At 65.6% G+C, this 13,803-nt stretch carries 12 protein-coding genes; 8 read left to right on the top strand and 4 right to left on the bottom strand.

Annotated elements, in window-relative coordinates:
• Positions 1–72: 72 nt before the first annotated feature.
• Positions 73–237, bottom strand: a complete 165-nt coding sequence (locus ABT340_RS34650; RefSeq protein WP_352015118.1) for a hypothetical protein — start codon at positions 235–237, stop codon at positions 73–75.
• Between the two features lie 61 nt (positions 238–298).
• On the opposite strand from ABT340_RS34650, the gene ABT340_RS34645 reads away from it, so the two are divergent.
• The 5 genes from ABT340_RS34645 to ABT340_RS34625 all read left to right on the top strand — a co-directional run bounded on the left by ABT340_RS34645 (position 299) and on the right by ABT340_RS34625 (position 8,556).
• The gene (locus ABT340_RS34645; RefSeq protein WP_352015117.1) at positions 299–1,813 is read left to right on the top strand and encodes a trypsin-like serine peptidase; all 1,515 of its coding nucleotides are present in this window, start codon (positions 299–301) and stop codon (positions 1,811–1,813) included.
• 224 nt (positions 1,814–2,037) lie between these two features.
• A complete protein-coding gene (locus tag ABT340_RS34640; RefSeq protein ID WP_352015116.1) occupies positions 2,038–3,195 on the top strand; it encodes a trypsin-like serine peptidase in 1,158 nt (385 codons plus the stop codon).
• 136 nt (positions 3,196–3,331) lie between these two features.
• The gene (locus ABT340_RS34635) at positions 3,332–4,501 is read left to right on the top strand and encodes a trypsin-like serine peptidase (RefSeq protein ID WP_352015115.1); all 1,170 of its coding nucleotides are present in this window, start codon (positions 3,332–3,334) and stop codon (positions 4,499–4,501) included.
• Positions 4,502–4,949: 448 nt separating this feature from the next.
• Positions 4,950–6,491, top strand: a complete 1,542-nt coding sequence (locus ABT340_RS34630; RefSeq protein WP_352015114.1) for a trypsin-like serine peptidase — start codon at positions 4,950–4,952, stop codon at positions 6,489–6,491.
• 538 nt (positions 6,492–7,029) lie between these two features.
• On the top strand, positions 7,030–8,556 hold the full coding sequence (locus ABT340_RS34625) for a trypsin-like serine peptidase (RefSeq protein WP_352015113.1): 1,527 nt from the start codon (positions 7,030–7,032) through the stop codon (positions 8,554–8,556).
• Positions 8,557–8,724: 168 nt separating this feature from the next.
• On the opposite strand, the gene ABT340_RS34620 is transcribed toward ABT340_RS34625, so the two are convergent.
• Positions 8,725–10,086, bottom strand: a complete 1,362-nt coding sequence (locus ABT340_RS34620; RefSeq protein ID WP_352015112.1) for an NsdA family TPR-like regulatory protein — start codon at positions 10,084–10,086, stop codon at positions 8,725–8,727.
• Positions 10,087–10,384: 298 nt separating this feature from the next.
• On the bottom strand, positions 10,385–11,575 hold the full coding sequence (locus tag ABT340_RS34615) for an NAD(P)-dependent malic enzyme (protein ID WP_352015111.1): 1,191 nt from the start codon (positions 11,573–11,575) through the stop codon (positions 10,385–10,387).
• Between the two features lie 309 nt (positions 11,576–11,884).
• Between ABT340_RS34615 and ABT340_RS34610 the strand changes: the two genes are divergently transcribed.
• The gene (locus ABT340_RS34610) at positions 11,885–12,418 is read left to right on the top strand and encodes a CGNR zinc finger domain-containing protein (protein ID WP_352015110.1); all 534 of its coding nucleotides are present in this window, start codon (positions 11,885–11,887) and stop codon (positions 12,416–12,418) included.
• On the opposite strand, the gene ABT340_RS34605 is transcribed toward ABT340_RS34610, so the two are convergent.
• Positions 12,385–12,705, bottom strand: coding sequence for a S24 family peptidase (locus ABT340_RS34605; protein ID WP_352015109.1), 321 nt, complete (start codon positions 12,703–12,705; stop codon positions 12,385–12,387). The genes ABT340_RS34610 and ABT340_RS34605 overlap by 34 nt on opposite strands.
• A 74-nt stretch (positions 12,706–12,779) precedes the next feature.
• On the opposite strand from ABT340_RS34605, the gene sodN reads away from it, so the two are divergent.
• On the top strand, positions 12,780–13,181 hold the full coding sequence (sodN, locus tag ABT340_RS34600) for a superoxide dismutase, Ni (RefSeq protein ID WP_352015108.1): 402 nt from the start codon (positions 12,780–12,782) through the stop codon (positions 13,179–13,181).
• 193 nt (positions 13,182–13,374) lie between these two features.
• A complete protein-coding gene (locus ABT340_RS34595) occupies positions 13,375–13,800 on the top strand; it encodes an anti-sigma factor (protein ID WP_386192473.1) in 426 nt (141 codons plus the stop codon).
• Positions 13,801–13,803 lie beyond the last annotated feature (3 nt).

Raw genomic sequence — 13,803 nt, 5'->3', positions numbered from 1 at the left:
TGACGCCAGGTGCGGCTCAGCCTTCCGCACCCGTCCCGCCCCGGCAACGACCGACTCTCCCGTTTTCGCAGCTCACAGCCCGGCGCAGGCGCCGGCTTCCGGCACATTCAAAGCGGAAGAGATCAGACGCCGATCTTGCGAATTCGGTTCCATCCGTTTGGTAACGAAAACATAACGGTACCCTGTGATGTCCGTTTTGTTGTCTTTTAACCGTTCTTTGCCTAGTACGGTCAGCACTTGTCTCTTTACGCATGCGTGGGTTGCGTCCCGAGTGACCCATGACAAAGAAGGAGCTAGATTGAACTTCCGAGCAAAGCACCTGATCCTCCCCCTTGGCGGTGCCGTCGTGGCCACCTCCATGGTCAGTGCGACTCTCGCGTCCTCAGCTCAGGCCGCTCCGGACCGCAAGACGATCACTCTGGCCGCCTCCGGCAACGCGAAGGCCATCGCGGGCTACTGGACCCCCTCCAAGCTGAAGTCGGCCAAGACGTACACCTCCGAGGGCACCGTCTCCGCCAAGCTCAAGACCGGCGCCTCGCGCGCCTCCGCCGACGGCAAGGCCGGAAACGTCGCCCCCACCGGTGAGAGCGGCAAGAGCGCGGGCAGGTCCAAGAACCTGAACCTTCCCATCACCGTCGGCAAGGTCTTCTTCCTCGACGACAAGGGCCAGGAGCGTTGGTGCTCCGGCACCTCGGTGCAGTCGAAGTACCGCAACCTGGTCGCCACCGCGGGTCACTGTGTCTACGACACCGACACGAACAAGCCTTACAACAACTTCGTGTTCATCCCCGGCTACTACCAGGGCAAGGCTCCCTGGGGCATCTACGTCGGCTCCAAGGTCAACGTCCACTACGACTTCGACGTCTACGAGGACTACGACTACGACTACGCGTTCGTCAACGTCTACAACGGCGTCAAGCAGACCGGCGCCAGGGAAGTCAAGAAGGCGGAGTTCGACAAGTACACCGGCCTCAAGTACACCGAGGACACCAAGGTGTCCAAGGAGACCTACGAGGAGTGGATCGGCCGCTACGGCGGCGTCGGATTCGCCAAGGACGCCGTCGCCGCGCAGATCACCGGCCCCGAGGACAAGCGCGGCCTCTACGCCCCGGAGGAAGTCGACAACGAGGCGTGGAAGGAGGCCGCGAAGATCGGCGGCCCCTCCACCATCAAGATCGGCGCCCAGGCTTACCAGACGATCGAGGTCGTCTCCGAGGCCGAGGCCAAGGAGTACGAGGCCGCTTCGAACACCACCCACCCGGGACGCGTCTTCCGCGACGACAAGACGGGGCAGTGGAAGATCGAGCACTCCTACGTGAAGCGCTGGGTCATCCCCGGCAAGGACGCCGAGTTCTACATCACGAAGTTCTACATCAAGACCTTCGCCGACGCGGGCCGCCTCGGCGACAACGTCGGTGGCCAGGGCTTCAGCTGGAACCAGCGGACCGGCAAGAAGATCTTCACGTTCGGTTACCCGGCCGCGGCCCACCTCGACGGTGACAAGCCCTACAGCGGTCACACCATGAAGTGGTGTTACGGCGCGACCGGCGCGGCTCCGGTCGTGGCACAGTTCAAGGCCGAGGAGCAGCAGGCCATCAAGTGCGCCTTCACCCCCGGCGCCAGCGGCGGCCCGTTCCTGCTGCAGTACAAGAGCAGCAAGCGGACCGGTTACCTCAACGGCGTCGTGAGCCTGACGCTCGACAGTGACAAGAACGGCCGTTACGACCGGGTCACCACCCCGTACTTCAACGGTGAGACCTACGGCATCTACAAGTACGCGGCCAACCTCTGGACCGGGAAGCTTCCCGTCTGAGGACAGACACCGTGAACGGGAAGACCCGCCGATGGCGGGTCTTCCCCCCGTCTGACAAGGGGTTTATGTCCGAAGATGCATACTCTTTCAAGGAGGACTACAAAACCTCACGTCTAAGACCTCGAAGTAGATCACCCCACCGAACTGCCCAAAACCAAATCGATCTGGAAAAATCACCCCTTACGACCAACTTTTCCCCTTGATCCCAGAAGGGAACACCCGCCATGTCCCCCCGCGTGAGGCGGTTGACGGCCCCCCTGAGCGCCCTCGTGGCCTCCGGCGTGCTCGTCATGTCCGCGTTCACCGGGAGCGCGGGCGCCGTGAGCGCCCAGGCCGAGAAGGCGACGGCGGGCAGTATCACCTCCATCACGCTGACCAAGACCAACGCGGACGTGAAGCGGATCGCGGAGTACTGGAGCCCGGCCAAGCTCAAGCAGGCCCAGAACAACAACCCCGCCACCCCCGAGGTCAAGCCCAGCGACGGCAGCAAGGCCTCCTCCGCCCCGGTCTCCCCGACCCCCACCGGTACGGCCAGCGGCGGCACGGCGGTGAAGGCCGTCACCTACAGCAACCCCAAGGCCTCCTCTCCGGTCGTCAGCCCCGCCGTGCCGACGAAGAAGCAGTCATCGAACAGCAACCTCCCCCGCACCGTGGGCAAGGTCTTCTTCAAGATCGGCGACAAGGAGTACTGGTGCTCCGCCTCGGCCGTCGCCTCGAAGAACCGCCACCTGGTCGCCACGGCCGGACACTGCGCCTTCGACCCCAAGCGGAACAGGCACGCCGACTACTGGATCTTCATCCCGGGCTACGACCAGGGCAAGACACCGTACGGCATCTACGTCGGCCACTCGCTCAACCTGCACGAGAACTTCACCGCCCAGGGTGACTACGACTACGACTACGCCTTCGTGACGGTGCACGACGGGTTCGTGTGGAAGCCCGGCAAGGCGGCGAACACCTACCAGATGGAGTCGGTCGGCAGCCTGGAGGACAACGTCGGCGGCCAGGGCCTGATGGTCAACCGCGGTGTCGGGCTGTCCGTCTTCGCCTTCGGCTATCCGGCCGCCCCCAACATCGACGGCAGCAGGCCGTACGACGGGCAACGGATGCTGTGGTGCGACGGGCGCACCTACCAGACCAAGGCGCCGACCCGTCTGGTCGAGATGGGCGTCTCGCTGGGCTGCACGTTCACCGGTGGAGCGAGCGGCGGACCCTGGTTGATCTACTACGATCCTGACCAGGGCGTCGGCTATCTGAACGGCGTCAACAGCTTCGCCTGGGACACCGACACCGACAAGAAGTACGACCGCATCTCCTCTCCGTACTTCATTCAGTCGACCTATGTCGTCTACGAGTACGCCGACCGCCAGCGCGCTTTCTGAACCTTATAGGAACCTTATGGCTACCTTAAAAGGGACTTAAGGCAGCCTTATATCAAGCTTTACTCTTACCTGTCTGCATAGGTTTCTGTCGTCCCCTGATTCCGATGCCTGCACTCAAGCAGCGCAAGGAGCAGTCTTGAAGCGCATCCTCCTTCCCGTCGTCGGCACCGTCGCCTCCGCCGGTCTGCTGGCCGCCGGCCTGGCCGGTACCGCCCAGGCCGCCCCGGACTGGGCCACCGACCCGATGGCTGTCAACAACGCCGCGGCGGTCTCCGTCGTCGACTACTGGACCGCGTCGAACAACGCCGCCCTGAAGAACGCCACGGCTTACTACCACGACAGCACTCCGCCTTCCTGGAAGTCCGGCGGCGGCTACTCTCCCGACGGTAAGCCCGGCTCCGTCCTCCCCATCGGTGAGGAGCGGGCCACCCCCGCCACCGCCAAGAACATCAACCTGCCCAGGACCATCGGCAAGGTGTTCTGGGTCGACGCCAGTGGGCGTCCGAAGTGGGCGTCGGCCACCTCGGTGCAGTCGAAGTACCGCAACCTGGTCGTCACCGCCGCCCACAACGTCTACGACACCGCGGGCAACGGCGATCCCCAGGTCCTCGACAGGTGGGTCTTCGTCCCGGGCTACTACCAGGGCAAGGCTCCCTGGGGCATCTACGTCGGCAAGGTCGCCTGGACGCACTACGACTTCGACGTCTACGAGGACTACGACCGCGACTACGCGTTCGTCACCGTCTACAACGGCGTCCTCGCCAACGGCGAGAAGAAGGTCACCAGGAACGAGTACGACAAGTTCACCGGCCCCAAGTGGACCAAGGGCGGCAACTTCTTCATCGGCCTGTCCAGGGACGCCGGCCGCCTCGGCGACAACGTCGGCGGCCAGGGCTTCACCTGGAACCAGCGAACCGGCCAGGGCGTGTACGTCTTCGGCTACCCCCAGGCCCCGCACCCCGACGGTGACAAGCCCTACACCGGCGTGACGCCGAAGTGGGTGTACGGCAAGACCACCGGCAAGGTCTACGTCTCGCCCGCCGAGAAGGTCGAGGAGCACGTGGGCCTCAAGGCCGCCCTCACCCCCGGCGCCGACGGTGGCCCCTGGCTCGTCAGGTACAGCAACGCCAAGCGTCTCGGCTACGTCAACGGCGTCACCAGCCTCTTCGGCGACCAGGACAAGAACAACCGTTACGACCTGATCACCTCGCCGTACTTCGACGGTGAGACCGCCGACATCTACAAGAAGGCCTCCAACGTCTGGTCCGGCAAGATCGTCGGCCCCAACGGGGAGCTCTACCGCTAGAACCCGAGGTTTTTCTCTCCTCACACGACGCGAGGCCCGGCACCCGCCGGGCCTCGCGTCCTTTTTGTCCATATTTCAGTGAGTGACGATTCCACGACGGATTGACTATGGGCGCGTTAGACGTAGTTCAGGCCGATTTGGTGCCATCGAAAAATGTGATCTGCGTCACATGAGATCGGGGCGCCCCAACTTGGGATCGGTCCACCAAGGATCTTCACCACCCACACCGCCATCTCACTGATCTGCAAAAACAGTTCATATGCCTCACAGCAGCAACAGGCACCCCACCCCCACCATCCCTCTTTGGAACGATCCCTGACGGGTTGACCGGCGACTTTACTTAGCGGAGCGGCTTCCGCTTACGAAGATCGCCCCTGTATGTTTCTGGCTATCCCTTTACTGACGCTTGGGACGCAAGATGCGTCCCACATCAGACCAAGGAGTTCCCTTGAAGCGCATCCTCCTCCCGGCCGGTGGCGCCGTTCTCGCCTCCGGCATGCTGGCCGCCGGTCTGGCCGGCACCGCCCAGGCCGCCCCGGACTGGGCGACCGACCCGCTGGCCGCCAACAACGCTGCCGCGACTTCTGTCGTCAACTACTGGACCGCGTCCGACAACGAGGCCCTGAAGAAGGCGACCGCCTACTACCACGACGCTTCCGCCAAGGGCTGGAAGTCCGGTGGCGGTTACTCCCCCGACGGCAAGCCGGGCGCCGTGCTGCCGACGGGCGAGGAGAAGGTCGTCCCCACCAAGGTCAAGAACATCAACCTGCCGAAGAACATCGGTAAGGTCTTCTGGACCGACAAGCAGGGCAACAACCGCTGGGCCTCCGGCGCTTCGATCCAGTCGAAGTACCGCAACCTGGTCGTCACCGCCGCCCACAACGTCTACGACACCGCCGGTGTCGGCGACGCCGAGGTGCTGAAGAACTGGGTGTTCGTCCCGGGTTACTACCAGGGCAAGACCCCCTACGGCATCTACGTCGGTAAGACCGCCTGGACGCACTACGACTTCGACGTCTACGAGGACTACGACCGCGACTACGCGTTCGTCACCGTCTACAACGGCGTCTTCTCCGGCGGCATCAAGCGCGTCACCGAGAACGAGTACAAGTCCTTCACCGGTCCGAAGTGGGTCGAGGAGAAGAAGGCCTCGGTCACCAAGGAAGAGTACGAGAAGTGGGTCGGCACCACCGGCAACGCCGGTGAGGTCATCGCCAAGGTCGACCCGCAGATCACCGGCCCGGACGACAAGCGCGGCACCTACGCGCCCAAGGAAGTCAGCAGGAACGCCTACCTGCAGGCTGCTGGCATCGGCGGCCCCGCCGTCGTCAAGCCGGGCGCCCAGGCCTTCACCGAGACCATCGTCGCGTCGAAGGAGGAGGCTGAGAAGTACGCCCAGGAGCACAGCCTCTGCTACGTCGAGAAGAAGGACAACGGGCAGTGGGTCATCACCCGCTACTACGTGAAGCAGTGGGTCATCGCCGGCTCTGACGCCAAGTACATCATCAAGGACAACCAGTTCTTCATCGAGCTGTCCAAGGACGCCGGTCGCCTCGGTGACAACGTCGGCGGCCAGGGCTTCGCGTGGAACCAGAAGACCGGCCAGGCCGTCTTCATCTTCGGCTACCCCGAGGGCCCGCACCCCGACGGTGACAAGCCCTTCACCGGCATCACGCCGAAGTGGGTGTACGGCAAGACCTCCGGCAAGGTGTACGTCTCGGCCGCGCAGAAGATCGAGGAGCACATCGGCGTCAAGGGTGCTCTCACCCCCGGCGCCGACGGTGGCCCCTGGGTCCTGAAGTACAACAACAACAAGCGTCTTGGCTACGTCAACGGCGTCACCAGCCAGTTCGGCGACCAGGACGGCAACGGCCGCTACGACCTGATCACCTCGGCCTACTTCGACGGCGAGACCGCCGACATCTACAAGAAGGCCGCGAACGTCTGGTCCGGCAGGATCGTTGGCCCGAACGGCGAGCTCTACAAGTAAGCCGTTAGGGACCTGACGGTCTCCGAGTCAGGGGGTCCAAACCCCTGACTCACCCAGCTCCACCACAGAGGGGCCCGGTGTGCGCAACCGGGCCCCTTTGTCATGCCCGGAAAACCTCAGCGGGAACGCTCACGATCATGGTTCCAGCCTCATCTCGAGCCCGAGATGTCGCCGGAGAGCCGTTCCCCGGGCCGCCGACCGGAAGTGTTAGACGTGAATTTCCCGGATTCGGTGCCATCAGACTGATGTGATCTGCATCACATCAGTCCGGTAACGGAAAGTATTAGGGCGAACACGCCACTTCAGTCACACCGGCAACAAATTCAAGTTGATCTGCAAAAACACCGTAGATCACCTACAAGCGCCATGGGAGCGACATGGCCCCATAAAGGTAACAGAATGATATCGGGAGGTTTGGGCGCTTCGCAGCCTCGCCAACCGGCTTCCGCTCTTCAAGATCGACACTGTATGTTCCTGGCTATCCCTTTACTGACGCATGGGACGCAAGATGCGTTCCACATCAGACCAAGGAGTTCCCTTGAAGCGCATCCTCCTCCCGGCCGGTGGCGCCGTTCTCGCCTCCGGTCTGCTGGCCGCTGGTCTGGCCGGCACCGCCCAGGCCGCCCCGGACTGGGCGACCGACCCGCTGGCCGCCAACAACGCCGACGCGATCTCGGTCGTTGACTACTGGAGCGCGTCGAACAACGCCGCCCTGAAGAGCGCGACCGCGTACTACCACGACGCCGCCCCCACCTCCTGGAAGTCCGGTGGCGGTTACTCCCCCGACGGCAAGCCGGGCGCCGTGCTGCCGACGGGCGAGGAGAAGGTCGTCCCCACCAAGGTCAAGAACATCAACCTGCCGAAGAACATCGGTAAGGTCTTCTGGACCGACAAGCAGGGCAAGAACCGCTGGGCCTCCGGCGCTTCGATCCAGTCGAAGTACCGCAACCTGGTCGTCACCGCCGCTCACAACGTCTACGACACCGCCGGTGTCGGCGACGCTGACGTGCTGAAGAACTGGGTGTTCGTCCCGGGTTACTACCAGGGCAAGACCCCCTACGGCATCTACGTCGGTAAGACCGCCTGGACGCACTACGACTTCGACGTCTACGAGGACTACGACCGCGACTACGCGTTCGTCACCGTCTACAACGGCGTCTTCTCCGGCGGCGTCAAGCGCGTCACCGAGAACGAGTTCAAGTCCTTCGTTGGTTCGAAGTGGACCAAGGAAGAGAAGAAGCAGGTCACCAAGGAAGAGTACGAGAAGTGGATTGGCACCACCGGCAACGCCGGTGAGGTCGTCGACAAGGTTGACCCGCAGACCACCGGTCCGGACGACAAGCGTGGCGCCTACCTCCCCAAGGAGGTCAGCGAGGGCACCTACACCGGGGCTGCTGACGTCACCACCATCAAGCCGGGCGCCAAGGCCTTCACGGAGACCGTTATCGTCTCCAAGGAGGAGTACGACAAGTACGCGGGTCCCGGCAAGAAGGCTCAGGACCCCAAGACCGGCCAGTGGACGATCACCCGCTACTACGTGAAGCAGTGGGTCATCGCCGGCTCTGACGCCAAGTACTTCATCAAGGACTACGGCTACTTCATCGAGCTGTCCAAGGACGCCGGTCGCCTCGGTGACAACGTCGGCGGCCAGGGCTTCGCGTGGAACCAGAAGACCGGCCAGGCCGTCTTCGTCTTCGGCTACCCCGAGGGCCCGCACCCCGACGGCGACAAGCCCTTCACCGGCGTGACGCCGAAGTGGGTGTACGGCAAGACCACCGGCAAGGTGTACGTCTCGGCCGCGCAGAAGATCGAGGAGCACATCGGCGTCAAGGGTGCTCTCACCCCCGGCGCCGACGGTGGCCCCTGGGTCCTGAAGTACAACAACAACAAGCGTCTTGGCTACGTCAACGGCGTCACCAGCCAGTTCGGCGACCAGGACAAGAACGGCCGCTACGACCTGATCACCTCGGCCTACTTCGACGGCGAGACCGCCGACATCTACAAGAAGGCCGCCGCTGTCTGGTCCGGCAAGATCGTTGGCCCGAACGGCGAGATCTACAAGTAAGCCGTTAGGGACCTGACGGTCTCCGAGTCAGGGGGTCCAAACCCCTGACTCACCCAGCTCCACCACAGAGGGGCCCGGTGTGCGCAACCGGGCCCCTTTGTCATGTCCGCTGTAAAGTCCGCATGAATTCGCCGGCCGTACCCTGTCAGGGTTCCTGTCAGGTTCGGCTCACGTGACGGAGACGAGATCTCCGGCCCGCACGTCCAGTTCGGCGACCGTCCTGTTCCCGGCGAAGGGGGCCAGCCTGCGGCGCAGGTCGGCCACGTAGGACCGGGTCCGTGCCGACTGCAGCCCCGTCGCGAGGTCCAGCGCCTCGGCCGCCGCGACGCAGGCGTGTTCCAGTTCCCCGCGCTGCAGCAGTCCCGCCGCCAGCAGCGCCAGGTTGAACATCCGCCCCCTGACATAGCGGCCGTCCATGTCCAGGGACCGCCGCGCGTGCCGTACGGCCGCCGCGCCGTCGCCCAGGTCGCGGAAGCAGTGGGCGAACTTGGCCGACAGGTAGGCCTCGTCGAAGTAGGCGATCCAGTCGGGCCGCTCCCCTGTCTCACGCCTGTCGAAGGCCAGTTCCGCCTCGTGCAGGGCGGCCCCGCACGCCGGGCGGTCCTCAAGGAGTGCGTGGGCGTGGGCCTCGACCACGTGGGCCTCGGCCAGCAGGGCGTAGACCCCGGCGCGGCGGGCCGAGAGCTGGGCGGCCCTGGCCAGGTCGAGGGCGTGGGCGGGCTGGCCGATGTACAGGGCTTGGTGGCTCATTCCCGCGAGGATCTCTCCGCCCAGTCCGTGGTCACCGGCCCCCCTGGCCAGCCGCAGCGCCTGGATCAGGTAGCGCTGGGCCAGGCCGTGCTGCTCCAGGTCGTAGGCCATCCACCCGGCGAGCCTGGTCAGCTCGGCCGCGGCCGACGCCAGCGCCCTGCCGGTCGTCTCGGCGTAGGAACCCTCACCGAGCAGTGGGGCGACGGCGGTGTCGAGATATTTCACGACCGCCGATCTGACCCTGCCGCCGCCGAACCTGTTGTCGAGTTCGCCGAACGACCGGGTGACCTCCTTGATCGCGGCGATGTCGGCCATGCCGACCCGGCGGGGACCGTTGGCCGTGGGATGCTCCTCGACGGGCAGGGTCAACCAGCGCAGAGCCCCGGTCGAACCCGCGCCGATCGCGAAGGTGGAGTCGAGCAGGAACCTGCGTCTTTCTACGTCCCCGCGCCACAGTGCTGTCACGGTCGCGATCCCTTCCTGCCACGTGTGAGTGAACTCCTGCCCCAGATCTGTGGGGGTGGAGACGGCGGGCAGGCCGAGATCTTCGACGCCGACCGCCCTGCCAAGCCGGAGGGAGAAGATCTCCGCGAGCAGCATGGGGACGGGGCCTCTGGGTCGTTGGCCACCGATCCAGCGCAGCACGGAGCTGTGGTCGTACTTCAGGCCGGACAGACCGCGGGTCACCCCGAGGTCGTTGAGCCTGCGGGCCAGCCCCTTGTGGGTGAAGCCCGACTCGATGATGAGCCGCTGAAGTGCGCGGTTCGGCTCGCGTTCCATTGCTCTCCTCACCGTGAGAACCGTCTGAGCATGGGAGACACGGCCGTCTGTGACGGCCACCGGCAACCGCCCCGCATGCCTCTCACCTGAGCAGGTAACGGAACGCCATTTTTATAGCACATTCCGTGAACATCGCTCATGGATTCGCAAACCAAAAAACGCCCCTCGCCGATCGGGCGAGAGGCGTCCCCACGAGGGTGTTCCACCGGCGGATCTGGAAGGGGGTGACCTGTGCAGACCCCGGCCGACGGACATGGAAGGACTGACCCGGACGAAACGGGCCTGAAACCGGAAAGCGCTACCTGCGGGCCACTCCGTCGAGACGGGCCTGCTCGGAGACAGCGGCGATGACCGCAGGGGCGACCCGCTCGTCGAACGGGCTCGGGATCACGTAGTCGGCGGACAGGTCGTCACCGACGACGGAGGCCAGCGCCTCGGCGGCGGCCACCTTCATGTTCTCGGTGATGGCCGTGGCGCGGACATCGAGTGCCCCGCGGAAGACGCCGGGGAAGGCGAGCACGTTGTTGATCTGGTTGGGGAAGTCGGAGCGGCCGGTCGCCACCACGTGGGCGTGCCTCCTGGCGACCTCCGGGTGGACCTCGGGGGTCGGGTTGGACAGCGCGAAGACGATGGAGTCCTTCGCCATCGAGGCGACGGCCTCCTCGGAGACGGTCGATCCGGAGAGCCCGACGAACACGTCGGCCCCGGCCAGAGCGGACTCGGTCGAGCCGCGCAGGCCCGCCCTGTTGGTGTCCCGCGCCAGGGCCTCCTTGACCGGGTTGAGCCCCTCGCGGCCCTCGTGGATGAGGCCCTTGGAGTCGGCCACCGCGATGTCCCCGATGCCGGCGTTGAGGAGGATGCGGCTCACGGCGATCCCCGAGGCGCCCGCTCCCGCGACCACGGCCCGCAGGTCTCCCAGCGAGCGCCCGGTCAGCCGCGCGGCGTTCTTCAGCGCCGCGAGCACGACGATCGCGGTGCCGTGCTGGTCGTCGTGGAAGACGGGGATGTCCAGCAGTTCGCGCAGCCGGTCCTCGACCTCGAAGCATCTGGGGGCGCTGATGTCCTCCAGGTTGACGCCTCCGAAGGAGGGGGCGAGGCGGGCGACGGTCTCGACGATCTCGTCGACACCGGTGCAGCTGATGCAGATCGGCACCGCGTCGACCCCGGCGAACTGCTTGAACAGCAGGGCCTTGCCCTCCATGACCGGCATGGCGGCCGCGGGGCCGATGTCTCCGAGGCCGAGCACGGCGGTGCCGTCGGAGACGACGGCGACCACGTTGGAGACCCAGGTGTAGTCGTTGACGAGGTCGGGCTCGTCGGCGATCGCGCTGCAGACCTTCGCGACTCCAGGTGTGTAGGCCAGGGCCAGGTCACCGGCGTCGCGGACGGGAACGGTCGAGCGGACCTCCAGCTTGCCCCCGCGGTGCAGGGCGAAGGCCGGATCGAGATCGAGGGATTCTAGAGAGATGGAAGATGGCGTGACAGCCACAGCGACCCCTGTGTTCAGTCAGACTCAGACGGATTGGTCCTTCGTAGACGGCCGCCGCGGGCCTGGCCCGGCTTCGGTAGTCGCTCGGGGCCTGCTCGTGGGGCCGTCGGAGGGGTACGGGGGTCACCCGTTGCTCGATTCTGCCACAGGGAGGCCTCCCACCAGGGGACAGGGGCCACTCACTTTCGTTACATGACGAGGGGCCTCTTTCGTTACATGGTGACGGTCCGGCCACCCCTGTAGGATGCGGCTCCGATCGTCGTCGCTCGCCACGACTGTCGTCATCACCCACCACGACGGAACAGTCCGATGGATCTGACCTCCTACGCCGAGCTGGCCGTACTACTGATCAACAGCCCGGACCGGCTGGCCGGCCTGGACGGCCTGCGCGCGCTGCTGGAGGAGAGCGGGCGTCACCGGCCCGGCTGCCGCCTCACCCGCGGCGACCTCGACGCCCTGCGGGACCTGCGCGCGGAGCTGACCGCCGTCTTCGAGTCAGCGCAGGCCGGTGACGAGGCCGACGTGGTCGACCGGCTCAACTCCCTGCTGGTCCGGCATCCCGTACAGCCGCAGATCTCCGGGCACGACGGCCAGCACTGGCACATGCACCTCACCGAGAGCGGCCGGGCGGCCGACCAGTACGCCGCCGGGGCCGTGATGGGCCTGGCCACCCTGGTGACCGACCTGGGGGTGAGCAGGCTCGGCCTCTGTCAGGCGGCCCCCTGCAGACGGGCCTTCCTGGACACCTCCTCGAACCGGTCGAGGCGTTACTGCTCCGAGCGCTGCGCCAGCAGGGCGAACGTCGCCGCCTACCGGGCCCGCAGGAAGGGCGGCGGCCAGTAGCGCAGCGCCACCCGGCCGACCAGTGACGAGGAGGGCACCGCGCCGAAGTCCCAGCTGTCCCTGCGGCCCGAGGCGCGCTGGTTCTCGCTCTCCAGCCACCAGTCCTCCCCCTCACGCCAGGCGGCCCGTTTGACGATGAGCAGCGACGGGTCCGAGGGGAGTCTGGCCACCACCAGATCCCCGGCGCTGACGGGAGCGCCACGCCGTACCCACAGCCAGTCGCCGGGGCGCAGCACGGGCAGCATGGAATCTCCCTCGACACGCACTCTCACGGATCTCAACCCCATCCCATACGGCATTTGAAGGCGAGTAAGGTCGGTAACGGACCATGTTGATCTCAGCATCAAGGAAGGACTTTCCGATGCTTGCACGACTTCTGCGGCCCAGGCTCGTCGCGTCCGCGCACTGCGACCTGCCGTGCGGCGTGTACGACCCGGCACAGGCCCGCATCGAGGCCGAGTCAGTCAAAGCCATCATCGAGAAGTACAACGCGAACGAGGACCCGGTCTTCCGCACTCGCGCACTGATCATCAAGGAGCAGCGGGCCGAGCTGGTCAAGCACCACCTGTGGGTGCTGTGGACCGACTACTTCAAGCCCCCGCACCTGGAGGCCTACCCCCAGCTGCACCAGCTGTTCTGGGAGGCCACCAAGCTCGCGGGCGCCGCGGGCGGCAAGGGCACCGTCGAGGTGGCCCAGGCGGACGAGCTCCTGGCCAAGATCGACGAGATCTCCAAGATCTTCTGGGCGACCAAGGCCGCCTGAGCCAGAAAGCCCGGTGATCGACACGTCCAGGCCTCGTGTGGGGTGCGACCACACGGGGCCTGACCTGTTCTTAGAGCCCATTCGGTGTCTTAAAGTGTTCTTGAGGTGCTAAATCACCCGGATCGCGAGTCCAAGCGGGCCAACCACCGCCGTGGGGCTGTAAGTTGCAGTCAGCGACTCTGCGAGGAGGAACGTGACCGAACACACCGAGACACCCGCGGTCGACATGGGCGGAATCCGTGACGTGGTCAGCGTCCGGCTGCCGGCCGCGAGTGCCTATCTGTCCGTGCTGCGTACGGCGACCGCCGGGCTGGCCGCGCGGCTGGACTTCACGCTTGACGAGATCGAGGACCTTCGGATCGCGGTCGACGAGGCGTGCGCGATGCTGCTGACCCAGGCCGTTCCCGGCACCGACCTGACGGCCGAGTTCGAGCTGACCGGGCAGCTGATGCAGGTCAGCGTCGAGGTCAGCACGGTCGGCAGCGCCGCGCCGAAACGTGATGACTTCGCCTGGATGGTGCTCACCGCGCTTGCCGACGACGTGGATGCCGTGACCGACTCCCCCGACCGTATGGCGATCGTGCTACGTAAGCGCCGGGGCGCGGCGAGGCCGGCGTGACGG

The organism is Streptosporangium sp. NPDC000239 (assembly GCF_040300765.1).
In the GTDB taxonomy this organism is placed as follows: domain Bacteria; phylum Actinomycetota; class Actinomycetes; order Streptosporangiales; family Streptosporangiaceae; genus Streptosporangium.
Note: the sequence above shows the minus strand (reverse complement) of the source record. Positions and strands in the feature narration are given on the sequence as shown.